This is a genomic window from Streptomyces sp. NBC_01235 (genome assembly GCF_035989285.1).
In the GTDB taxonomy this organism is placed as follows: domain Bacteria; phylum Actinomycetota; class Actinomycetes; order Streptomycetales; family Streptomycetaceae; genus Streptomyces.
Map to the genome: position 1 here is coordinate 5,055,428 of NZ_CP108513.1, position 21,773 is coordinate 5,077,200.

The 21,773-nt window shown below is 70.3% G+C and carries 20 protein-coding genes and 1 pseudogene; 12 read left to right on the forward strand and 9 right to left on the reverse strand.

What is annotated here, in order from left to right; all coding sequences use genetic code 11:
• Window positions 1–805 precede the first annotated feature (805 nt).
• Window positions 806–1,693, forward strand: coding sequence for a universal stress protein (locus OG289_RS22255; RefSeq protein WP_327315792.1), 888 nt, complete (start codon window positions 806–808; stop codon window positions 1,691–1,693).
• Window positions 1,694–1,772: 79 nt separating this feature from the next.
• On the opposite strand, the gene OG289_RS22260 is transcribed toward OG289_RS22255, so the two are convergent.
• Window positions 1,773–2,798, reverse strand: a complete 1,026-nt coding sequence (locus OG289_RS22260; protein ID WP_327315793.1) for a 6-phosphofructokinase — start codon at window positions 2,796–2,798, stop codon at window positions 1,773–1,775.
• 340 nt (window positions 2,799–3,138) lie between these two features.
• On the opposite strand from OG289_RS22260, the gene OG289_RS22265 reads away from it, so the two are divergent.
• A complete protein-coding gene (locus tag OG289_RS22265; protein ID WP_327315794.1) occupies window positions 3,139–3,672 on the forward strand; it encodes a CBS domain-containing protein in 534 nt (177 codons plus the stop codon).
• Window positions 3,673–3,845: 173 nt separating this feature from the next.
• On the opposite strand, the gene OG289_RS22270 is transcribed toward OG289_RS22265, so the two are convergent.
• Window positions 3,846–4,508: a CBS domain-containing protein gene (locus OG289_RS22270; RefSeq protein ID WP_327315795.1), complete on the reverse strand. Its 663-nt coding sequence runs from the start codon at window positions 4,506–4,508 to the stop codon at window positions 3,846–3,848.
• A gap of 626 nt (window positions 4,509–5,134) precedes the next feature.
• Between OG289_RS22270 and OG289_RS22275 the strand changes: the two genes are divergently transcribed.
• Complete coding sequence (locus tag OG289_RS22275; protein WP_327315796.1) at window positions 5,135–6,019, forward strand: universal stress protein; 885 nt, start codon at window positions 5,135–5,137, stop codon at window positions 6,017–6,019.
• 236 nt (window positions 6,020–6,255) lie between these two features.
• Here OG289_RS22275 and OG289_RS22280 read toward each other — a convergent pair.
• Window positions 6,256–6,402: pseudogene (locus OG289_RS22280) on the reverse strand (helix-hairpin-helix domain-containing protein); the annotation flags it as partial.
• A gap of 390 nt (window positions 6,403–6,792) precedes the next feature.
• Here OG289_RS22280 and OG289_RS22285 point away from each other — a divergent pair.
• Window positions 6,793–7,935, forward strand: a complete 1,143-nt coding sequence (locus OG289_RS22285; protein WP_327315797.1) for a site-2 protease family protein — start codon at window positions 6,793–6,795, stop codon at window positions 7,933–7,935.
• Between the two features lie 93 nt (window positions 7,936–8,028).
• Complete coding sequence (locus tag OG289_RS22290) at window positions 8,029–8,211, forward strand: hypothetical protein (protein WP_327315798.1); 183 nt, start codon at window positions 8,029–8,031, stop codon at window positions 8,209–8,211.
• Between the two features lie 114 nt (window positions 8,212–8,325).
• Here OG289_RS22290 and OG289_RS22295 read toward each other — a convergent pair whose 3' ends face one another.
• The 3 genes from OG289_RS22295 to OG289_RS22305 form a co-directional block, all read right to left on the reverse strand.
• Complete coding sequence (locus tag OG289_RS22295; protein ID WP_327315799.1) at window positions 8,326–9,210, reverse strand: universal stress protein; 885 nt, start codon at window positions 9,208–9,210, stop codon at window positions 8,326–8,328.
• 105 nt (window positions 9,211–9,315) lie between these two features.
• Entirely contained in the window at window positions 9,316–9,519 is a 204-nt protein-coding gene (locus OG289_RS22300; protein WP_327315800.1) for a hypothetical protein, read from the reverse strand.
• A gap of 472 nt (window positions 9,520–9,991) precedes the next feature.
• Window positions 9,992–10,468 (reverse strand): Hsp20/alpha crystallin family protein, encoded by a 477-nt coding sequence (locus OG289_RS22305; RefSeq protein ID WP_327315801.1) that lies wholly within the window; start codon window positions 10,466–10,468, stop codon window positions 9,992–9,994.
• A gap of 981 nt (window positions 10,469–11,449) precedes the next feature.
• Between OG289_RS22305 and OG289_RS22310 the strand changes: the two genes are divergently transcribed.
• The 7 genes from OG289_RS22310 (at window position 11,450) to OG289_RS22340 (ending at window position 18,544) form a co-directional block, all read left to right on the forward strand.
• Window positions 11,450–12,766: an ABC transporter substrate-binding protein gene (locus tag OG289_RS22310; protein WP_327315802.1), complete on the forward strand. Its 1,317-nt coding sequence runs from the start codon at window positions 11,450–11,452 to the stop codon at window positions 12,764–12,766.
• The gene (locus OG289_RS22315) at window positions 12,750–13,535 is read left to right on the forward strand and encodes an ABC transporter ATP-binding protein (protein WP_327315803.1); all 786 of its coding nucleotides are present in this window, start codon (window positions 12,750–12,752) and stop codon (window positions 13,533–13,535) included. Before OG289_RS22310 ends, OG289_RS22315 begins: the two co-directional genes overlap by 17 nt.
• The gene (locus tag OG289_RS22320; RefSeq protein ID WP_327315804.1) at window positions 13,532–14,269 is read left to right on the forward strand and encodes an ABC transporter ATP-binding protein; all 738 of its coding nucleotides are present in this window, start codon (window positions 13,532–13,534) and stop codon (window positions 14,267–14,269) included. Before OG289_RS22315 ends, OG289_RS22320 begins: the two co-directional genes overlap by 4 nt.
• Window positions 14,266–15,138 carry a branched-chain amino acid ABC transporter permease gene (locus OG289_RS22325; protein WP_327315805.1) on the forward strand — a complete coding sequence of 291 codons (873 nt, stop codon included), beginning with the start codon at window positions 14,266–14,268 and terminating at the stop codon, window positions 15,136–15,138. The genes OG289_RS22320 and OG289_RS22325 overlap by 4 nt, the downstream gene beginning before the upstream one ends.
• Window positions 15,135–16,181: a branched-chain amino acid ABC transporter permease gene (locus OG289_RS22330; RefSeq protein ID WP_327315806.1), complete on the forward strand. Its 1,047-nt coding sequence runs from the start codon at window positions 15,135–15,137 to the stop codon at window positions 16,179–16,181. The genes OG289_RS22325 and OG289_RS22330 overlap by 4 nt, the downstream gene beginning before the upstream one ends.
• 45 nt (window positions 16,182–16,226) lie before the next feature.
• Window positions 16,227–16,727: a MarR family winged helix-turn-helix transcriptional regulator gene (locus tag OG289_RS22335; RefSeq protein WP_327315808.1), complete on the forward strand. Its 501-nt coding sequence runs from the start codon at window positions 16,227–16,229 to the stop codon at window positions 16,725–16,727.
• A gap of 695 nt (window positions 16,728–17,422) precedes the next feature.
• Window positions 17,423–18,544: a low temperature requirement protein A gene (locus OG289_RS22340; protein WP_327315809.1), complete on the forward strand. Its 1,122-nt coding sequence runs from the start codon at window positions 17,423–17,425 to the stop codon at window positions 18,542–18,544.
• Window positions 18,545–18,557: 13 nt separating this feature from the next.
• On the opposite strand, the gene OG289_RS22345 is transcribed toward OG289_RS22340, so the two are convergent.
• The 3 genes from OG289_RS22345 to OG289_RS22355 all read right to left on the reverse strand — a co-directional run bounded on the left by OG289_RS22345 (window position 18,558) and on the right by OG289_RS22355 (window position 21,617).
• Window positions 18,558–18,812 (reverse strand): hypothetical protein, encoded by a 255-nt coding sequence (locus OG289_RS22345; protein WP_327315810.1) that lies wholly within the window; start codon window positions 18,810–18,812, stop codon window positions 18,558–18,560.
• Window positions 18,813–18,914: 102 nt separating this feature from the next.
• Window positions 18,915–21,005, reverse strand: a complete 2,091-nt coding sequence (locus tag OG289_RS22350) for a transglycosylase domain-containing protein (RefSeq protein ID WP_327315811.1) — start codon at window positions 21,003–21,005, stop codon at window positions 18,915–18,917.
• Window positions 21,006–21,254: 249 nt separating this feature from the next.
• Entirely contained in the window at window positions 21,255–21,617 is a 363-nt protein-coding gene (locus tag OG289_RS22355; protein ID WP_327315812.1) for a hypothetical protein, read from the reverse strand.
• Window positions 21,618–21,773 lie beyond the last annotated feature (156 nt).

Sequence of the window (21,773 nt, forward strand, 5' to 3'; positions counted from 1 at the left end):
GCGAGTCCCGGGTTCCCCCCGACCGCCGGGCCCACGCGAATCCGTACACGCCGTGCGGGTGTCCTTCTCCAGGCGCCGGCCCCGGCCGCACGCAGCAGTGCGGTCCTTCGGCCCCGCCGACGGAGGCCGGCTGTTCGCGAATACGGCGGCGTCGCCCACGCACCGCTGACCACCCGCCCCGTCGTGAGGCCGGAGCCCGGTGCCGCGCGCTGTTCCCGGCGGACGGGCCGCCGCCCCTGGGCCGGGAGGTGAAGCGAGTGCCGCAGTGCGCGTGCGGGATGTCGCCCACGGTGATGGCCAGAGCGGGGCACGTGTGGTCCCGTTCCCTGCGCAGTCCTCGACCGTGCACGCGGTCACGACAGGTATTTCCATGACGGAGTTCTCCTGGTGCTTGTGTTTCTCCAGCTCGTTGACGGCGAGCGGTGAGCGGCTGACGTGGGCATGGGCCCACCAGATCGAGCGTGATCGTCGGCGCTGCCGACGGCCAGTGGTCTTCCGCCGAACGGGACGACACCCGTGGGCTGTCCTGCGGGCGCACAACGTGCGGCATGCGGACCAGGGCCAGGGTGTGGAAACACTGCGGCCGGGCTGGGATCGGGGCGGATGCTCGCCGGGGCGGCTGCTGGATCCTGCCGGCCGCTGCGTGACGATCTGCTGGATCGGCCGCGGTGCGGGGCCTGCCAGGAGCATCGCGGACCCCGCTGCCGGTCCGGGAGCCAGAGCGGTCCTGCCGTGGAACAGTGGAAGAGGGGAGGCAGGGCGGTGTACCGCCCGTGAAGGTGCAGGCCGGGCGAAGGAGGACACGATGAGTCACCCTGTGCTGGCGGGCGTCGACGGGTCCGAAGGCAGTGCGACGGCAGCCGACTGGGCTGCGCGGGAGGCCGCACTGCGCGACGTCCCCCTGCGCCTGTTCCATGCCTTTCCGTCCATTCCGGGCACCGTCGTGCCCCGCCCGGCCCTGGACCGGCTGCGTCACATGGGTGCGCGCATGCTCGAGCGAATGGTCACCGACCTGGTCGACCGTTACCCGGATGTCGAGGTGCGGGGCGAGCAGGCCGACGACGCCCCGGCCCCGGCTCTCCTCGCTGCGGCCCGCGCTGCCGGGCTTCTTGTCGTCGGCACACGGGGGACGGGCGGTTTCGACGGTCTCACGGTCGGCTCGGTGGCCCTGCGGATGGCGGCAGCAGCCCCGTGCCCTGTCGTGTTGGTTCCCCAGCGGCCCAGTGCCTTCGGGGAGGGGACGCGCGCGAAAGGCGACACTGCCCAGGTGGTGGTGGGGTTCGACGCGCATCGCCCGGTCGGGGAGGCGGCGGACTTCGCGTTCTCTGCCGCCGAGGCGCGTGGAGCGCGTCTGCGGGTGGTCCAGGCATGGGCGTTTCCTGCCGAGGCGGTCTCTCCGCGGACTCTGGTGGTGACCGAGGAGGACCGCGCCACGTGGGAGGACCAGGAGGTTCTGCGGCTCTCGGACGCGCTGCGCGTCTGGCAGGAGAAGTACCCCCGCGTGACGGTCCGCACCGATGTCATGTTGCTCCAGCCCGCGGAAGCACTCTTGAACGCGTCCCGGGAAGCGGCCCTGCTCGTCGTGGGCCGCCGCACCGATCCGCAGGCGGCCGAAGGCCGACTGGGCCCGGTCACGCACGCCGTACTGCACCACGCCCGCTGCCCGGTGGCGGTCGTACCGCACGCCGGATGACGGCCGTCCAGAGGTCTGTCGGGGAAACGGCGGAACGGCGGATCGCGGACCGGGAGCGGTCCGGTGGGCGGCGGGCCGGTCAGCCGAAGAACACCTCGAACTCGTCGTACAGCGACGGGTCGACGAGCTTGGTCTTCGCCGTGGCGTCGGCGAGGGGGACGCGGACGATCCGGGTGCTCTGCAGGGCGACCATGACGCCGAAGTCACCGTCCTTGACCGCGTCGATGGCGTGCAGCCCGAAGCGCGTGGCCAGCCAGCGGTCGAAGGCGCTCGGGGTGCCGCCGCGCTGGATGTGCCCCAGCACCGTGGTGCGGGCATCCTTGCCCGTGCGCCCCGAGATCTCCCGAGCCAGCCACTCGCCGATGCCGGACAGCCGCACATGGCCGAACTCGTCCAGCGACTGATCCTTGAGGACCATCTGCCCCTCCTTCGGGGCGGCCCCCTCGGCCACCACGACGATCGGCGCATAGTTGATCTTGAATCGGCTCTTCACCTGCTCACAGACCTGATCGATGTCAAAGGGCCGCTCCGGGATGAGGATCACGTTGCCGCCGCCCGCGACGCCGGCGTGCAGTGCGATCCACCCGGAGTGCCGCCCCATGACCTCCACCACCAGGGCGCGCATGTGCGACTCGGCGGTGGTGTGGAGGCGGTCGATGGCCTCGGTCGCGATGCCGACTGCGGTGTCGAAGCCGAAGGTGTAGTCGGTGCAGGAGACGTCGTTGTCGATGGTCTTGGGCACGCCGACCATGGGGATTCCCTGACGGCTCAGTTCGGTGGCCACGCCGAGCGTGTCCTCGCCGCCGATCACGACGAGCGCGTCCACGTCGTGCGCGGCAAGGGTGTCCTGTACGCGTCGCAGCCCTTCGTCGTGTGTGAACGGATTGGTGCGGGAGGAGCCGAGGATGGTTCCGCCACGGGGGAGGATCCCCCGCACGCTGGAGATGTCCAGCGGTATGACATCGTTCTGGAGCAAACCGAGCCAGCCGTCCCGCACGCCGACGAAGTCGAAGGCGTATTCGTCGACGCCTTTGCGGACAACACTGCGGATCACGGCGTTGAGGCCGGGGCAGTCACCGCCGCCGGTCAGTACTCCGACCCTCATGGGTTTTCTCCCATCCGCTGGACGGCCCGCGCAGTAGCGGCCTTCTCGGCGATCAGGACCGCTGCCGGCAACGTCGGGACCATGGATCGCCTGCTTCCAGCCTCCCCCCGTTCGGTCCGCAGTGGCCACTCGACGGACGCCGGGTCCGAACGGCTCGCTCGTGAGGAGTTCTGTCCGGCTTCCGGGCGGCCTGGAGCCCGCTGAACAGGTGCGGGCCGCGCCGGAGGGACCCTGGGGCTGAGGATCCTGGTCCTCCTGGTGGATCGGTCTGTCCGGTCGACTCTGCGCGGTGATCAGAGGTGGAATTGGCCCGTCTTCGCAGACAAGGAAGGAGACAGCCATGGAGCAGCAGCCGGGGGCGGTCCACGATGAGCGGGAGGTCCTGGCGCGGACGGTCGCCGTCGTGATGCGCACCGCTGTGGTCACGGTCACTGTCGACGAAACCGTGCTCGTGGCCTGGGAGTTGCTGGAGCGGTCCGGCTCCCGTCATCTTCCGGTCGTACGTCCGGACGGCCGCTGTGCGGGCCTGCTGAACAGGGCCGACGTGGCGGTCGCCTGTGCGGCACCGGCCGCCTCGCTGTCAGGCCTGCGTGTGGGCGACCTCCTGCGCGGCCACAGGCCGCCGGCGCTCGTACACGTGGAGCAGACCGTACGCCACGCGGCCGATCTCATGAGCTGTACCGAAGTCGACGCGCTCCCGGTGCTGGAGGAAGACGGCCGTCTGGCCGGGGTCCTGACGGCATTCGACGTCGTCGCGGCCCTCTCCGGTCGTCCGGTGCGGAAGGAACCCGCCGAAACGCGTCCGCAGGCCCCGCCCACGGTGCTGCCCGGGCTCCCGCCTCGGCGGGGAAACCGTGGAACGGCGGTGCCCTGACCGACCACCACTTCGGCGTTCACCGAGGTGACATCCGGACGTCGATCTTCATGAGCGCCGGGCACTGCCCGGCGGAGGTTTCCGGGCCCCACCACCCGCCTGGAACGCGGCTGAACCCGTCCTCGTCACGGAAGGGGGCCACCGCCGTGGCCTACCGGCTGCGGTGTCAGGTGTCAGGTGTCAGGTGTCAGGTCGGGAGCGGGCCGGAGGTGACTCGTGACGTCGACGACACCGTCGACGCTCTCGGACAGACGTACCGCGACGGGGATCAGGCTCTCCTGCGGCACCGTGCCGCTGAGCGTCACCCGGCCGTCGCTGACCTGGACGGTTACCGCGCCGGGAGACAGGCCGAGGGCGCGGGTGAGAACATCCGTCGTGATCTCCTCGTAGATCGTGACGTCTCGCCTCAAGAAGACACGCAGCAGGTCGCCACGGCTGACGATGCCCACCATTCGGTCGGCGTCGTCGACGACGGGCAGCCGTTTGACGTGGTGGCGGGCCATGACACGGGCTGCCTCCACGACCGACCACTGTGGTCGGGCCGTGACCGCCGGGCTGGTCATCAACCCCTCCGCGGTCAGTGCGTGGGCCTTGGCACGTTCCGCAGGCAGCAGGTGCGCGGCGGTCAGATGTCCGCCCGGATCGGCTTGGCTCTCCTGTTTGCGCAGCAGATCCGCCTCCGACACCACCCCGACCGGGTGGCCCTGCTCGTCGATGACGGGTACCGCGGTGATGTCGTGCTTTGCGAGGCGCTCGGCGACATCCTTGAAGCCCGTGTCCTGCCGCACACTCACCACGGCCGAGGTCATGAGGTCTCCGACCAATCGATGCAGCATGTCCCGCTCCCTTCTCGGATGCTCGCGGCACAGACCCCCTCTCCACTGTCCGCCTCTCGGAGAGCGTCCGCACCGCCGAGAGGCCCCGGCCCCGGCTCGTGGCCCGGCCTCCGCAGGGCCGCCGACTCGGTCGACGGTCACTGGTACGGGGAACGCCTCCCTGAGGCTGACACCTGGCGCTCGGCGTTGCCCCGGTGGTCGCAGCGCCGAATCCCTGCAACTGACGGTCTCCAGGGCCTGGCGGTGCCGGCGCCGTGCACGAGGGGCCGCACGCCGTGGCGGAGGCACTGCCGCAGCCGTCCGGGGCTGTCCGCGATCGCGGCTGCCTCAGCTGCCGTGACTCTGGATCGGCGCTCGACTGTGCGCGCAATGCCGGTGGCCGGGAGGTCTACTGGAAGTGGCGGACGCGGATTCGGGGTGTCGGCGCATGCGGCGGCCGGGAGGTGGAGGAGCAGGAAATCGGGATGGTGTGAACGAGCCACCGTGACGAGGAGCGATCGTGGAGCTGACCTTTCTCGATCCTGTGTACGCACGACCGGGACCCTGCGTCTGCGCTTGCCCGGACACCTCCCGTGACATCGCCGGCGGAGTGGGTCTCGCCCCGTGCCGGGAGGAGCTGGTGAGGCATGTCTGAGGGGCCGGTGGTGGTGGGGACGGACGGCTCGGCCGCAGCGGCACGCGCCGTGCGTTGGGCGGCGCAGGAAGCCGCTTTCCGGCATCAGCCCCTGCACATCGTGTGCGCCGTCGACCTCGACCTGGCGGAACGCCTTTCCGCGGAGACCACCCGGCGGGTCCGTGAAGCGGCACGGTCCCTGCTGGGCGAGGCTGCGGCCGCGGCTTCGGGCAGGGCGCCCGGACTGGCGGTCTCCACAGAGATCGGCCGGGAGCCCGCGGCCGACAGCCTGCTGCGGGCGGCCGCGTCGGAGGCTCCGCAAGCCCCGGGCGGCACGGCTGCCGAGGCGACGATCGTCGTGGGTTCGCGGGGGCTGGGCGGTTTCTCCGCTCTGTTGCTCGGCTCGGTCGGGTTGACCGTGGCCGGACAGGCCAGGTGCCCTGTGGTCGTCGTGCGGGGTACGGAGCGGCCCTCGAGCGGGGTGGTCGTGGCGGGCGTGCGGGACGAAGAGGACCTTGAGGCGGTGCGCTTCGCCGGGGAGGCTGCCAGGCGGCGCAAGGCGTCGCTGCGTCTGCTGAGCACGTGGACCTACCTCCAGTACGTCGGGAGCATGGCACCCATGGCCGACGTGGTGCGGGTGGCCGTGGAGGCGGAGGCCGCGGCGAGTACCCGCATGCTCGGCGCCGTCCGGGAGGAGTTCCCGGACCTCAAGGTGACCGAAGAGGTTGCGCGGGTCCCCTCGCCGGCCGGCGAACTGGTGGCTGAGTCCCTGCGCGCGGATCTCGTGGTGGTGGGCGCGCGCAGGCGCGCGCACCACACAGGCCGAGCACTGGGCCGGGTCACGCACGCCCTGCTGCAGCACGCGCACTGCCCGGTGGCCGTCGTCCCACGCGGGTGACTCCACGGCTTGCCGACGGCCGGGAACTGCCCGGTCGGTGTGCCGCACCCGGAGTGAGGCCGATCGGCGGCCCCTCGGACAGCGAATGGTGGCAGGGCACGGCGGAGTGACGCTGGGATGGTGGCTCGACGTGCACCAGTGGTCGTACACCCGCCCGGGCCGGATGGTGGGAGGCGGGTGACGATTTCGGCGATCGGTCTGCCCACTCCCGGGATCTCCTTCAGACCCGCGACGTCGAGGTGGGAGACATCGGCGGGATGGCCGCCGATCGCGCGGGCTGCCTTTTCGTGGGCGCGCGCCTTGAACGCCTCGCCTCCGGTGATGGCGATGAGATCCGCGTACTCCTGAAGGAGCGCCTCGACCTCCTCGTTGTTCCGGACCACGTCTCACAGTCTTGGAACCGGCCTGTCCGGCATGCCAGTTGAGGCAAGTGCCCGGAGGCGGGCGGCAGTGCGACCGGACGCCCCGTCGTTCCGACCCGAGGTGCTCTCCATGTTTCCGGGCCCGGTCGGCGCGCGATGCCGTGGGCCCGAGGGTGTACTGGAAGTGGGCAGGATCCGCGCGGCGAGATCTTCCGGGGCGGGCGTGTGATCGACGACGACATGGTGCGCACACCGCGCATCACTCCCGACGAGCACGGCGATGGGGATCGGGATCCGTGTGCTTGCCTCGTCCGACGGTACGAGGCGGACGACGGCGAGACGAAGTGGTGGCCGGAGCGGGGCGGCTGCCTTTCGGACGACGGGATGACGGCTTGAGCTGGGGAGAGCGCTGTGAGGGCGACGTTCGTTCTGGGACGGATCGCAGGAGTCCGGGTCGGCGTGCACTGGAGCGTGCTGCTCGTCTTCGGCATCATCGCGTTCGGCCTGTCGCAGGGCCGCCTCCCGGAGACGTATCCGGGGCGTGCCTGGGCGGTGTACTGGGCGGCCGGCCTCTGTACCGCCGTGGTCTTCTTCGCCTCCCTGCTCGCACATGAGCTGGCGCACGCCGTCGTGGCCCGGCGCAACGGCGTCGAGGTGGACGACATCGTGCTGTGGCTGCTCGGCGGAGCGGCCCGGCTCAAGGCCGAGGCGTCCAGCCCCGGCGCGGAGCTGAGGATCGCCGGCGTCGGCCCCCTCGTCAGCCTCCTGCTGGGCGGGCTCTTCGCACTCGGTGCCTGGCTGCTCGACCTGGCGTCCGCGTCCGGGATCGTGGTGGAGATGGTGGCGTGGCTGGCAGGCATCAACGTGCTGCTGGCGATCTTCAACTCGGTGCCCGCCGCCCCGCTCGACGGAGGCAGGCTGCTGCGCGCGTTCCTGTGGTGGCGCACGGGGGACCGGCTTCGGGCGACAGCCGGGGCGACCGCGGCGGGGCGGTTCTTCGGGTGGCTTCTCGTGGCGCTCGGTGTGATCACGTTCCTGACGAGCCGCGCGTTCGGCGGCCTCTGGCTGGCACTGATCGGCTGGTTCCTCATCGCGGCCGCCACCACCGAGGGACAGCAGGCCCAGCTGCGCGGGGTGCTGGCCGGCGTGCCGGTGCGTGACGCGATGACGTCCGGACCTCTCACGGTTCCCGCGGACACCACGGTCGCGGGATTCCTCACGGATCCGCGCTTCCGCTACCGGCATTCGGCGTTCCCGGTGACCGCCGCCGGGGTCCCGGTCGGTCTGGTGACCCTCGACAGTGCCAGACAGGTGCCGCGGACCGAGGCACACGCCGTGGCGGTGCGGCAGGTGATGGTGCCGCTGACTCAGGTCACCGTGGTGGGGCCGGACAGCCCGCTGGCGGATCTGCTGCCGCGCATGCAGCCGGGCGCCGAGCACCGGGTCCTGGTCGTGGATGACGGCAGGCTCGTCGGAATCGTCTCGCTCTCGGACGTCAGCCGAACGGTGAACTGGCTGATGCGTACCGCTCCCGGGCGGCGCGATGGTCTGTGACCGCGAGCCGGCACCTGGGCGGGCCGTGTCACCAGGCGCCGTATCGCTCATGTGGCGCACTGCGACGATTCGCGGCTGCTCGTCGACCGGGGCGTGGCAAGCCGGAAGCCGCCCGTCCCGAACGAGACCGGCAAGACGGTCACGTCCGCGGGCTACGCGGATCTACAGGACGGGCTGCGTCGTGCACTGGCGCGCAGCGAGGAGGCGTTCGCGCGGCGTCTGGGCCTCGCGGCCGCAGCCGACCAGGGTGATGGGCTTCTCCAGCCGCCGACGTAGGCGGAGGCTCCCGGCGGGGACCTTGCCGAGGTCGTCGCTTCGGCCCGTGTACGAGGGCCGACGACCGGCGCTCGTACACGGGCCGTCGTGGTCCGCGGCCACCCGGTACAGGTATTACTGGAGGTGCGTGTGCGGGATGGTGATGACAGGGCAGTGGGCGTGGTGGAGTACGCCCTGGCTGACGGAGCCGAGCAGCATGCCGGTGAAGCCGCCGTGCCCGCGTGTGCCCACGACCAGCCCGAGCGCGTGTTCGGACGCCTTGGCGAGAACCTGTACCGGGTGGCCCTGCACGACCTCGTGACGCAGGTCCACCTCCGGGTGGGCGGCGGTACGCCCGGCCACCGTCTCCGACAGCAGCCGACGGCATTCCTGGATGGCCGCGTCCTCGTCCAGGACTCCGAGCAGCGGGGCGTGCCATACGTACAGGGCCCGCACGACCGCGCCGCATAGGGCGGCCTCCTCGAACGCGAAGTCGACGGCGGCGGCGGAGCGAGGGCTGCCGTCGACCCCGACCACGAAGTACGGCGGCTGCTGGGTGATGTGCGCCGACTCGGGGACGACCACCACGGGGCAGGGCGCGTGGGCGATGAGCGGCAGGGCGACGGCGGCAGCGGTGAACAGCTCCTGGAGGGCGCTCAGATGCCAGGAACCGAGCACGACCTCCGTGGCGTGTTGCGCCTGCTCGCGCAGAACCCACGCCGGATGCCCCTCCGCCAGCAGCCCGGCGACCTGCACCTGCGGATGCCGGGACTTGACGAACGTCACCGCCTCCGACAGCACGCGGTCCCCTGTCACGTGCAGCGCTTCGTTCCACTCCTCCCAGGACGGTCGTCCGCCCGTCGGCCGGTACCCAGGGGTCGGTACGTTCTGCGCCAGGACCAGCAGCAGGGGCAGACGGCGGCGGTCCGCCTCGTCGGCGGCCCAGGCGAGCGCCGTGCGTCTGCCGGGATCGGGGTCGATGCCGGCCACGATCGGTTTGGGTTCTTGCGCATGTGTCATCGCACGACTCCCGGTGTCTTCTCCGGCTGGTACGTTCCCGGTGCCGGCCGGGAACCGGTGTCGGCACCTGCGGTCGGCTTTGTCGTCTCCGGCGCCCCCGCGCGTCTACAGGCCCTGGGAAAGCAGGAGTTCGTGGGCGAGTCGTGCGCCGCGTGCCGCTTCCTCGGGCGCAGTGTCCTCCGACGGGATGCTCTCCAGTCCCTGGGCGAGTGCCCGGACGGCCTCGGCCAGGGTCGCGACCTGTGCTTCCAGCCGGCTCAGCCGGGCTTCCGGCCCGAGGGCGGCATCGGGTGAGTGGTTCTGCGTCATGTCCTGCTCCCTTTCGAGGCGGTGCCGGACCGGGCCGTCACTCGGCGGGTCGATCAGGCCGTAGTGGATCGGCTGCCATGTCCGGGCGGGCCGTGCGCCTGTTCTTCGACCAGACCTCCTCGCGCGGGTGCAGGCGTCGGGTTTGCTGTGGGTGGAAGCGGAGTGGCCGACCGTGGAGGCAGCGCCGTCCGGACCTGCCGAGCGCTTGCGGTTTCCTCGGAGACAGTGCCGTGGACGTCACGGATGAGTCGCCGCTGTGCTTCGGTGGGGTCGCACAGGGTTGTTTCTCCGGTGTCGGGGGTGGTTCGGCTGCCGCAGACGGTCAGGTTGCCGAAGAGGTACTGGTCCGGGCCGCCGAGGGCAGCCACGAGCGGGCCGGCGACGCGGTTCGGCCCCGCCCTGGCAAGACAACGGTCGCTCGGCGGGGCGCAGGGCAGTCCAGCCTGGTGTCCCCGTCCGTGCCGGGGAGCCGTCAGGGCTCGGAGATCTCGACGTGCTGCGGCTTGGTGGCCTGCGCCTTGGGGAGAGTGACGGTCAGTACGCCGTCGCTGAGTGCCGCGCTCACCTCGTCGGCCTTGACATTTGCGGGCAGAAGGGCGTGGTATTCGAAGTGCCCGGTGCGCCGGGTGCTACGGCGCAGTACGCCTTCGCGTTCCCTCTCCTTGAAGTCGCCCGTGATGCGCAGTTCCCGCTCACTGATCGCGATGTCGATGTCGTCTCGCTTGACACCGGGAAGCTCGGCCTCGACGACGTAGGCGTCATCGGTGTCACGCATGTCCGCCGCGGGCGACAAGGCGAGTGCTGCCGGCGCGATGGCGGCCGATCCCAGCAGCCGGTTCATCCTCTCGAACAGTTCGTCGAACTCCGCCGTGACCGGTTCATTCCATCCGAGCCCGGGGAACGGCCTCTCCAGCAGGCTGCCGGGCAGGTGTCGAACGGGCAGTGTCATCGCGGTTCACCTCCGCGAAAGCGTGGCATTCGGGTCACTTTCCATGGTGCACGGCCCCGGCCTACGGGGCGACTCAGCCGTGTCTTCGTCGACGCGCTCAGTCGACGGTGACCGAGGGCGCAGCCGGGGTCGTCGTGTCAGCGCACGGCAGTGGCAGCGGTCGGCACAGTCAGAGGTGCTTTTCTTGGCCTCGGACTCCTCGCCGTGGGCCGATTTGCGTGAGCGGAAGGACGTCCTCGTCGAGAATGTGGGCAGGGTGGCGAGGTCGCGGTGGACCTGGTCGAGGGCGGCTCGGCCCGGGTGCGGTCGGCGGTCCGTGACCGGGCCCGTGCCGAACATCGTGCGCCGCTCGACAGCGGGGCGACCCGCGCAGGGCGACCGACGCCCTGATGCACCTCTGCTCCTCAGTTGCGTCCAGGCGGGCTTCGCAAGGCGCGATCGAGTATCGAGGTCGGAGGCTCAACAGCCGACCGGGAGTTCGGCCGGCAGGCCGTACGCCTCCGGCCCGACATGTGTCCCGATGTAACCCGACGTGCTCAGGAGGACCACGCCGCGAGGAGTTCCGCCGGGCCGTACGAGGCGTCGAGCCCAGCACGTGCGTCGGGCGCGGCCCACCCTGTCCAGATGTCAGGAATCCTGAGAAAGATTTACGCCCGGCGAGCGGGCCGGGTCAAGGCCGTCGCGACAACTTCTCCCTGTCCGTGGCGCCGGGCGGACGGCACCCGAAGAGTGCGTCCGATACGCCTCGGCAACACCCTTGTCATCCGGCATCGCCGCGTGCATCATCGTGGCAATCATCAGGGTTCCTGATATCGGGCAGCCGCCCGGCCCTACCGGGACGCGAAGGAACCCGCCACCGCTTTCTGCTGCCGGCTCTGGCTTCCCCCAGCGGCTTCAGCCGCCCACTCCGGCTTCCCCAGCAGCCCCACCACCCTCAGTTCCGCTCCCTCGACGTGCCCGGAGGCATTCATGAGCGCACCCATGAGCACACCCGCGAACGGCAATTTGTCCCGAAGATCCCTTCTCCGGGGGACGGCCGGAGCCGCCGGGCTGTTCACCGCAGGCGGTCTGCTGACCGCGTGCGGCGGCATCAAGGAGTCCTCGGCGCAGACCGACGATGTGCTCCGGATCGGCTACGTCTCGCCCAGCACAGGCCCGGCCGCGGGCTTCGGCGAGCCGAACGCGTTCCTGATGAAGAAGCTGCGCGCCACCTTCGAGGACGGGCTGAAGATCGGCGGCAAGAAGTACTCGGTCGAGATCATCGATCGTGACAGTCAGTCGAACCCGCAGACCGCCGGGCAGGTCGCGACCGATCTGATCAACAGCGAGAAGATCGATCTGATGCTCGTCACCTCCACGCCGGAGACGGTCAACCCCGTCGCCGACGCGTGCGAGGCGGCCAAGGTCCCGTGTCTGTCGACCGCCGTGCCGTGGGAGGCCTGGTACTTCGGCCGCGGAGCCACCCCCGAGAAGCCGTTCACGTACACGTACCACTTCTTCCTGGGCGTCGCGGAGCTCCATGCCGCGTACACCTCCCTGTGGACGCTGGGCGGGGTCGAGACCAACAAGCGGGTCGGCGTCCTGTGGCCCAACGACCCCGACGGCAAGGCGATCCGGCAGGGGCTCGGGCCGCAGTTGAAGAAGAGCGGGTTCAGGATCGTCGACCCGGGGGCGTACGAGGACGGGACGAACGACTACTCGGCGCAGATCGCGGCGTTCAAGAAGGCGGACGCGGAGATCTTCAACACCTTCCCGCTGCCGCCCGACTTCGCGACGTTCTGGAAGCAGGCCCGGCAGCAGGGCTACCGGCCGCGCATCGCGAGCATCGCCAAGACCGGTCTGCTCCCCTCCCAGATCGAGGCGCTCGGCGCGCTCGGACACGGCCTCACGGCCGGCTTCTGGTGGTCGCCCAAGTTCCCGTACGTCTCCACCCTCACCCACCAGACCGCCCAGCAACTGGCCGACGAGTACGAGAAGTCGACGGGCAGGCAGTGGACCCAGATCATCGGGTCGAACATGGCTCTCTTCGAGGTCGCGGTCCACGCGCTGAGGGCGACCTCCGACCCCAAGGACCGCGGGGAACTGGCGGCCGCCCTCGGCAAGGCCCGGCTCGTCACCGTCGCCGGGCCGCTGGACTTCAGGTCCGGGCCGGTGAGGAACGTGTCCACGGAGCCGCTGGTCATGGGGCAGTGGCGCGAGGCCAGGTCGGGCAGCAAGTTCGCTGTCGAACCGGTCATCGTCGACAACGGCGCCTTCGGCGACATCCCTCTCGGAGGCGAACTTGAGCCCCTCCGCTGAGCCGGTGACCGTGCGGACGGGGGAGGCCACAGGGTTGGCCACCCCGGCCTCGCCGGTGCTCGCGGCGAACGGCATTCACCAGCGCTTCGGCAGCCTGGTCGTCCTCGAAGGCATCGACATCGCCCTCGCCCCCGGCGAGGCCCTGGGCATCGTCGGCCCGAACGGCGCCGGAAAGACGACCCTGCTCGACATCCTCTCCGGTGCCCAGGCCCCCTCCGACGGCAGCGTCACCTTCCAGGGGCAGGACGTGACCCGTTGGAAGGTCGACCGCCGCTGCCGCAGCGGCATCGGGCGCTCCCATCAGGTGCCGCGCCCCTTCACCGGCATGACGGCCTACGAGAACGTGCTGGTCGCGTCGGTGCAGGGCGGTTCGCACCGGCGCCGGGCCGCGCAGCAGCACGCGCTCGGTGTACTCGAGCGCTGCGGCATGCTCGGCCAGGCCAACCGGCCCGCGGCCGCGCTCACCCTGCTGGAGCGCAAGCGGCTGGAGATGGCGCGGGCGCTGGCGACCGATCCGCAGGTGCTGCTGCTGGACGAGATCGCCGGCGGCCTCACCGACGCCGAGACGGACGAACTGATCGCCACCATCCAGCAGTTGCGCGCCGACGGCATCGCCATCGTCTGGATCGAGCACGTCATCCACGCGCTTCTGCGGGTGATCGACCGGCTGGTCTGTCTCGCGCAGGGCCGGATCCTGGCCGCGGGCGAACCGGACGCCGTCATGTCCGATCCCCGGGTCGTCGAGGCCTACCTCGGGAGCGCGGCATGAGTCTGCTGTCGGTCGAGAATCTCGAAGTACGGCACGGTCTGCTGCGCGCCGTCCGCGACGTCTCCTTCGCCGTGGACGAAGGCGAGGTGGTGGCGGTGGTCGGGGCCAACGGTGCCGGAAAGTCCACCCTTCTGCGGGCCGTCGCCGGAGCACACCGACCGGCCGAGGGCCGTATCGGCCTGGACGGTGTGGAGGTGACGGCCCGGCCGGCCCACGACCGTGTCGCGGCCGGGATCGCGCTGGTCCCGGAGGGGCGGCGGCTCTTCGCCGACCTCACCGTGGAGGAGAACCTGCTGGTCGCGTCCCGGGTACGGCGCCCCGGACCGTGGGACCTGGCAGCGGTCGTGGCCGCCTTCCCCCTGCTCGACGGGCTGCTGAAGCGCCGCGCCGGCAACCTCTCGGGCGGCGAGCAGCAGGCCGTGGCCATCGGCAGGGCGCTGATGACCAACCCCCGGCTGCTGCTGCTCGACGAGGTCTCACTGGGCCTCGCGCCCATCGTGGTCGACACCCTCTACGACTCGCTCGGCACGATCCTCTCCGGCGGTACGACGGTGCTGCTGGTGGAGCAGGACCTCGGCCGCGCCCTGGGGGTGGCCCGGCGCGTGCTGTGCATGCTCGAAGGGCGCGTCGTCCTGGACGAACCCGCCGACGACGTCACCCGCGAACAGGTCGTCGAGGCGTACTTCGGGCTGAGCCGCGCCACGGCCGCAACCGTGCAGGAGGAGCCGGCATGAACTGGATCAACGCCATCGTGCAGGGCGTCATGCTCGGCGGCCTCTACGCGCTCTTCGCCTGCGGCCTCTCCCTGATGTTCGGCGTGATGCGGACCGTCAACCTGAGCCACGGCGACCTCGCGGTCCTCGGAGCGTTCCTCGTCGCGACGCTGGCCGCCGCCGTCGGCATCAGCCCGTTCTTCGCGGTACTGCTGGTCCTGCCCGTGATGGGCCTGGTCGGAGTGGCGTTGCAGCGAAGCATCCTCAGCAGGGCGCTGCGCACCGGCGAGATGTCGTCGATGCTGGCCACGTTCGGTCTCGCCATCGTGCTGCAGAACGTACTGCTGGAGATCTTCAGCGCCGACTCCCGTTCCCTGGACGTCGGTTCGCTGTCCACCTCCGGTCTCCAGCTCGGGTCGTCGGTGAGCATCCCGTACCTCGGTGTGCTGACCGTGGTGGTGGCGGTCGCGCTGCTGGGCGGGCTGCAACTGCTGCTGGCCCGTACGGGCATCGGCCGGGCGATCCGCGCCACCGCCGCCGACGCGGACACCGCCGAGCTGGTCGGGATCGACAGCCGCCGGGTGTATGCCTGGGCCGCCGCCATCGCCGTCGCCACCGCCGGTCTGGCGGGAGCGTTCTTCGCCATGCGGTCGTCGTTCAGCCCGTCCATGGGGCCGACCCAGCTGCTGTTCGCCTTCGAGGTCGTCGTGATCGGAGGGCTCGGTTCGCTGTGGGGGACGCTCGCCGGGGGCATGGTCCTCGGCGTCGCCCAGACGGTCGGCGCGCAAATGGATCCGCGCTTCTCCATCGTGGCCGGACACGCGGTGTTCCTCGCGGTCCTGGCCTTCCGTCCGCAGGGACTGCTCGGCATGAGAAGGAGCCGCACATGACCACCGCCTCACCGGTGACCCCCGCAGCACCGATGACCTCCGCCACCGCCACCATCCACCGGTGGACCCCCGTCTCCCGTACGGCGTCCGGTGCCCTGGCCGCCCTGCTGCTCGTCCTGGCGTTCGCGCCCTTCGTCTTCACGCCCGAGGTGACCGCGAAGCTGACGACCCTGTACGTCCTCGTCGTCGTCGCGGCCATGTGGAACGCGCTGTCGGGCTACGCCGGTCTGGTCTCCGTCGGCCAGCAGGGCTTCATCGGTCTCGGCGCGTACGGTGTCTTCCTCTTCGTCGACCGGGGCGTCAGCCCCTTCGTCGCGGTCGTCCTGTCGGCCCTGCTCGCGGGTGCCGTCGCCGTACCCACCTCGCTGCTCGCGTTCCGGCTCACCGGTGGGCAGTTCGCCATCGGCATGTGGGCCATCGCGGAGTTCTTCCGGCTGGTCGTGGTGAACACGCCTTCGCTGGGCGGCGGCTCCGGCCGCTCGCTCACCGATCTGTCGGCCACCGATCCGGCGGTGCGGCAGGCCCAGGTGTACTGGCTCGCCCTGGCACTGATGAGTGTGCTGCTGCTGGCTGTGTTCGTGCTGCTGCGCAGCAGACTGGGGGCTTCACTGGAGGCGATCCGCGACGACCCGGTGGGCGCGGCGTCTGTCGGGGTACGGGTCACCTCGGCGAAGCGGCTGGTCTTCGTCCTCGCGGCGGTGGGCTGCGCGGCGGCCGGCGGGCTCACCCTCGCGAACACCCTGCGGGTGCAGCCGGACTCCATCTTCGGGGTCCACTGGTCCGCGTACATGATCTTCATGGTGGTCATCGGCGGCCTCGGCACCTTCGAGGGACCGATCATCGGAGCGATCGTGTTCTTCCTGGTGCAGGACTGGTTCGGGGACAACGGAGGCACCTGGTACCTGATCGGGCTCGGCGCCCTGGCCATCGGGATGACGCTGTGGATGCCCCACGGCCTGTGGGGTACCGTGGCACGCCGACGTGACCTGGAACTGCTACCTGTCGGCTATCGGGTGAGGACACCGGTCGTCCGACCGCTCTGACGGCCTTGCCCGACCTCCCGGACGAACGACCAAGAGGTGCGCACGATGGCGGAGGCAGCCGACCGGGATCCGGGTCCGGCTCCGGGTGCGGATCCCGATCCGGACCCGGAGGGCCACAAGGGCCCGCTGACCATTTATCTCGTCAAGCAACTCGAACTGGCCATCCGCTCCTTCATGGACGAGGCCCTAAGGTCGTACGGGCTCACAACCTTCCAGTACACGGCCCTGACCGTGCTTCAGCACCGAGGCGGGCTCTCCTCCGCCCAGTTGGCCCGCCGCTCCTTCGTCAGACCTCAGACGATGCACGAGATCGTGCGCTCGCTGGAGGAGCGTGGGCTGATCGAACGCGCCCATGCCCCGGGGAACCGGCGGACCATGGAGGCCCGGCTGACGCGGGAGGGGGAGGAACTGCTCGCGGCGTGCGCGCCGGCGGTGCAGGAGCTGGAGGACCGGTTGCTGCTCGACATACCGGAGAGACGGCGGTCCGCGTTCCGTCAGAGTCTGGAGGACGGGCTCGCCTCCTTGACCGGGCGGCACCACGGCTGACGACCAGGATCGGCGGGCCGCCGCCCGGCCCGCCCCGCTTCCGCACATCAGCAGTCCCAGAACTCCGGCGACCGGTCGAGGATCTGCGAGCGCGGGACGTGAAGCCGGTGTGGGTCGCGCCGCAGACGGGAGTCCGGTGGAAGACGGCCACCCGGTGGCGGCTCTGGAGGGCAAGGGCGACCCCGAAGCCGCCACGCCGCCTCACTTCGCGGCCTTGGGCGTTCCTCCAGTGCCGCGTGGTCAAGGGGGTTGGATGGTGTCAAGGCTGCGGCGTGGGCGGCATTCTTGATCTTTCGGATCCAGCCGTGCCGGGTTGCGGCGGCGTGTTGCCGGCGTAGGTGGTTGGTGCGTCCGATGCCGATTGCCGAGGACGTGGGCTGTCTCGTTGCGGTGCCAGTGGCACCCCGCCCGCATGCCCGCATGCCCGCATGCCCGCATGCCCGCATGCCCGCATGCCCGCATGCCCGCATGCCCGCATGCCCGCATGCCGCCAAATCGTACAAAATCGCCCAAACCATTTGACATTGCACCTCTTGGCTACGCGGCATTGGGTATTGTTCCGCCCGGGTTCGACCGGGCGGGGGGTCCGGTCGGGAGGGGGAGTCGTGGCCACACGCGGTGAGCGTTCGCGGATCGTTCCGACGGAGGGCGGGCATCGCGTCACGCCCGCCGAGCTGTTCTTCGACCTGGTCTTCGTGTACGCCATCACACAGGTCACCGCGCTCATGGCGGCCGACCCGACCGCGCTGCGGCTGCTCGGCGCGGGCGTCGTGCTCGCGCTGTTGTGGTGGTGCTGGTGCTGTTTCGCCTGGCTGGGGAATGTGGTGCGGGCCGACTCCGGGGCGGTGTTCGGGGTGCTCGTCGCGGTGATGGCCGTGGTCATGGTCGTTTCGATGATCGTGCCCGAGGTGTATGCGGACGCGGCCGGCGGGCTGCCGGTGCCGCTCGTCTTCGTCCTGTGTTACGGGGCTGTGCGGGTGCTGCATCTCGTCACGTACTGGATGTCCGACCCGGATGACCTGGCGCTCCGGGCCACCTTGCGGCGGACCGCGCTGTTCTCCGTGGCGCCGCCGTTCGCCCTGCTCCTGGTCGGCAGCGCCTTCAGCGGCCTCGCACAGGTGCTGCTCTGGCTCGGCGCCGTGGCGATCGACTACCTCGGGATCTACCTCGTCGGTGGCTCCGGCTGGCGCGTGGCCTCACCGGGGCATTTCTCCGAACGGCACGGGCTGATCGTCATCATCGCCCTCGGCGAGTCGATCGTCTCCATCGGAGTGGGCGCGTCCGGTTTCGCCCCGACCTGGCCCGTATTGGGAGCCGCCGCGGTGGGGCTGCTCGTGGTGGCGGGGCTGTGGCGGGTGTACTTCGGGCGGGTGAGCGCTGCGGCTGAGCATCGGCTCGCGGGATTGGGCGGCGATGACCGGACCCGCTTTGCGCGTGACGTCTACACCTTCCTGCATCTGCCGCTCGTCGGTGGGGTCGTGCTTACCGCGTTGGGGATGAAGAAGGTTCTCCAGCAGGTCGCCGACACCGGGCACTACGAACTGTCCGAGCCGTTGCACGGGATTGTGGCCTGGGCGCTTCCCGGTGGTGCGGGGGTGTTCTTGGCCGCCGCCGCGGCGATCTCGCTGCGTACTGCCGGGCAACGTTCCGTGCCGCTGATCGTCGGGGGCGCGCTCTGCCTCTGCGCGGGGGCGGTGGTCGTGGTGGTACCGGCGCTGGTTGCGCTTGTGGCGTTGGCGGGGGTGGTGGCGGGGGTGCTGGTTCTGGAGGGGCGGCGGGCCGTGAGTACGAAGCCCGCCCCGCCCCAGGTGAGTTGACCTCTGAGGGCCGTCAGGCGGCGGCACCTGCCGGTTTGCGGGCCGGCAGGAAGGCACGGCGCCGCGCCTCGTCCTCGTTGGGCTCGCGTACGACGCGGGCGTGCATGACCAGCCCTGCCTTGACGAGGAGTTCGGCGACGGTGTCCGGCTGCCGCAGTGCAGTCGAGCGAGATCTCGCGGTCGACGAAAACTCCTGAAGCGGGTTCGCAGGTTCGAATCCTGCCGGGGCAACAGGCCACATGCCCCGGCCGATCATGGTCCGGGGCATGTGGCATCCAGGTGTGACATCAACGGCGGCGGTCACTGACGACCGGGGCGCCTCCTCAGCAGACGGTCGATGCGGTTCATGACGTGCCCGATCCTGACGCGGTCAGTGGCACTTGCGACCGTGGCACGTGGGGCTGGCTTTCGGGGTGCGCTGGGGGGTGGTCGTTGTCTTCTTACCGGTGCTGTCGCCCTGCTTACCGGGGGTCGCGGAAGGAGAGGGAGCGCCGGATTCGTCGGCGCCGCGGCCGAGGGAGGCGGGCGCGGGGAAGGGAGCGTCGGGCAGGCCGGCAAGGGCGTCGCGCATGTACTGGGTCCAGATCTCGGTGGGGATGTCGCCACCGAACACCTTCTGCAGGCCGCCGACACCTATCAGGGATTGCAGCTGCGGGTTTTTCGGGTCCTCTTTGAAGAGGACGACGGAGGTGGCGAGTTGCGGGGTGTAGCCGATGAACCAGGCTGACCGGAAGTCATCGGTGGTTCCCGTCTTGCCTGCGGCGGTCCTGCCGAGTGCCTGCGCCTTCGTGCCGGTGCCCTGGGCGACGACGCCCCGGAGCACGTCGGTCACGTTGTGGGCGACCGCCGACGACAGGGCCCGCACGGGGGCGGGGGCGGTGAAGCCGGCCAGTACCGAGCCGTCGTGGGTCACCTTGGTCACCGAACAAGGGGTCCTCTGCATCCCGCCGGCGGCGAAGGTCGCGTAGACACCGGCCATCCGGATGGCGCTCGGCGTCGAGGTGCCGATGTAGAAGCCGGCACTGGGAGCGGCGAGGCTGCCGGAGCGCAGGCCGAGGGTTTGTGCTGTCTTCGCCACGTTCCCGTAGCCGACGTACTCCCCCAGTTGCACGTACGGCGTGTTGACCGACTGCTCCATCGCCTTGCGCAGAGTGATGTAACCCCAGCGGTGGTCGGTGTCGTTCTGCTGGTGGAGGAGACCGGTGGGGTCCTTGTCGTCGGTGACGTAGTTGCCCTGCTGATCCTTGATCCTGATGTCGTCGTCACCGTTGAACTTGCTCGCCGGGGTGATCGGCTGCGGGGACTTGCCGGGCTGCAGTACGGCTCCGTGCTGGAGTGCGGCGGCGAGGACGATCGGCTTGAAGGTCGATCCCACCGGGACGCCGGAGGTGTCGGCGTTGTCCGAGTAGTGGCCCTGGTCGAAGCCGGAACCGCCGTAGACGGCCAGGATCCTGCCGGTCGTGGGATCCACTGAGGCGGCTCCGACCTGGACGTCCCGGTCGACCGACCGGCGGGTGGGCTCGAGGCGTTCCTTGCGTACCCGTGCGACGGCACGGGTCAGTTCCGCCGTCTTCTTCCTGTCAAAGGTGGTGTGGATCTGGTAACCGCCCTGGCTCAGGCCGCGGTCGGTGATGGCCGGGTTGTGCGCCTCGGCATACGACCTGGCCAGTTGGACCAAGTAACCGACCTGGCCCGTGAACCCCGAACCGGGGGTCCACTTCCTGGGCGTCGGGAAGTCGGCGGCCGTGTACCGAGCCCGCTGCCCAGGCGTCAGCTTGCCGGTCGTCACCATCCGGTCCAGTACCCAGGACCAGCGTGCCTGCGCCTGTGCCTTGGCTTCGGGGTCGGAGTCCGCGTACTGGAAGAGGCTCGGCTCGTTGACCGCTGCGGCGAGAAAGGCTCCCTGGCTCACGTTGAGCTTCTCCACCGGGAGGTTGTAGTACATGCGGGCGGCGGCCTGGATGCCGTTGGCCTGTCGGCCGAAGAAACAGGTGTTCAGATATCCCTGGAGGATTTGCTGCTTGGTCATGACGGCGCCGATCTTGGATGAGATCAGCAGTTCCTTGAACTTGCGGGACATCGTCTGCGACTGATCGAGGTAGGTGTTCTTGACGAACTGCTGGGTGATCGTCGATCCGGACTGGACGGAGCCGCCCTCGGCCATGTGGACGACGGCGCGGAGGATGCCCTGCGGGTCGATGCCGGGGTCGGTGTAGAAGGACGAGTTCTCCGCCGCGATGAAGTCCCACTGCACGTCCGTGGGCACCTGCGAGAGGGTGACGTTCTGCCGGTTGACGCTGCCATCGGCCGCCAGGACGGTGCCGTCGGACCAGTAGTAGACGTTGTTCTGCAGCAGCGTCGAAGGATTGGGGTCGGGGATGGTGACCGTGGCGTAGGCATAACCGATGGCCGCTGCTGTGCCGCCGAAGCAGAACAGGAACAGCGCCAGCAGTTGACGCACCGACGGCAGCCAGCGGCGCGGACCCGTCCTGCCCCGGCGTGGGTAGTCGATCCAACGTTTCTTCGGCGGCGCCGCTCTCCGGGCACGGCGTGACCTGCCCGGTCCCGGGGCCTGATGCTGTGAGGCCCGGCGGTGCGTGGTGGCGCGGTCATCCGCGACACGGTCACCCGCGACACGGTCACCCGCGGCACGGTTGCCGGCGATGGAGCGCTGCGGCGGTCGGCGCCGGTGTCCGCTCATGGGCTCGGATCACTGTCCTTTCAGTACCACTGCGCTGTTTCGTGCGGGACGGGCTGCCGGAAGCCGTCGTACGGCAGCGGCTGCGGCTGCGGCTGCGGCTGCGGCTGCGGAGAGCCTGGCTCCTGCGGGGTGAGGTCGCTCCAGGGGCCTCGGCGCCCAGCGGGGCCGCAGGCTGCCGTTCCGCTCCATGCGCCGCCACCGCAGCCGTGAGCCCGACACGGCGGTGGAGACGGACTGGATCACCACCAGGTACATCAGCCGCCGGTGGGCGAACTGCTGCAGCGCCAGGCTCCACGGCGGGCCGGGCCGCTCTCCGTCCAGGCGGAACGCGTACAGACCCGTCATGAGGTGCAGGAGCGGGAAGGTGAGCACAGCCCGGTGATCCGGACCGGGTCGAGGAACAACCGGTCCGCTTTCGTCCGTCCGCTGCACGAGCCGTGCCCCCTGTCCTGGCCGACCGACTCGGTCCTCCAATACAAGAGAGTCAACTCGGCCAAAACTGTTACACCTCGGCCCGGCGACATGGAA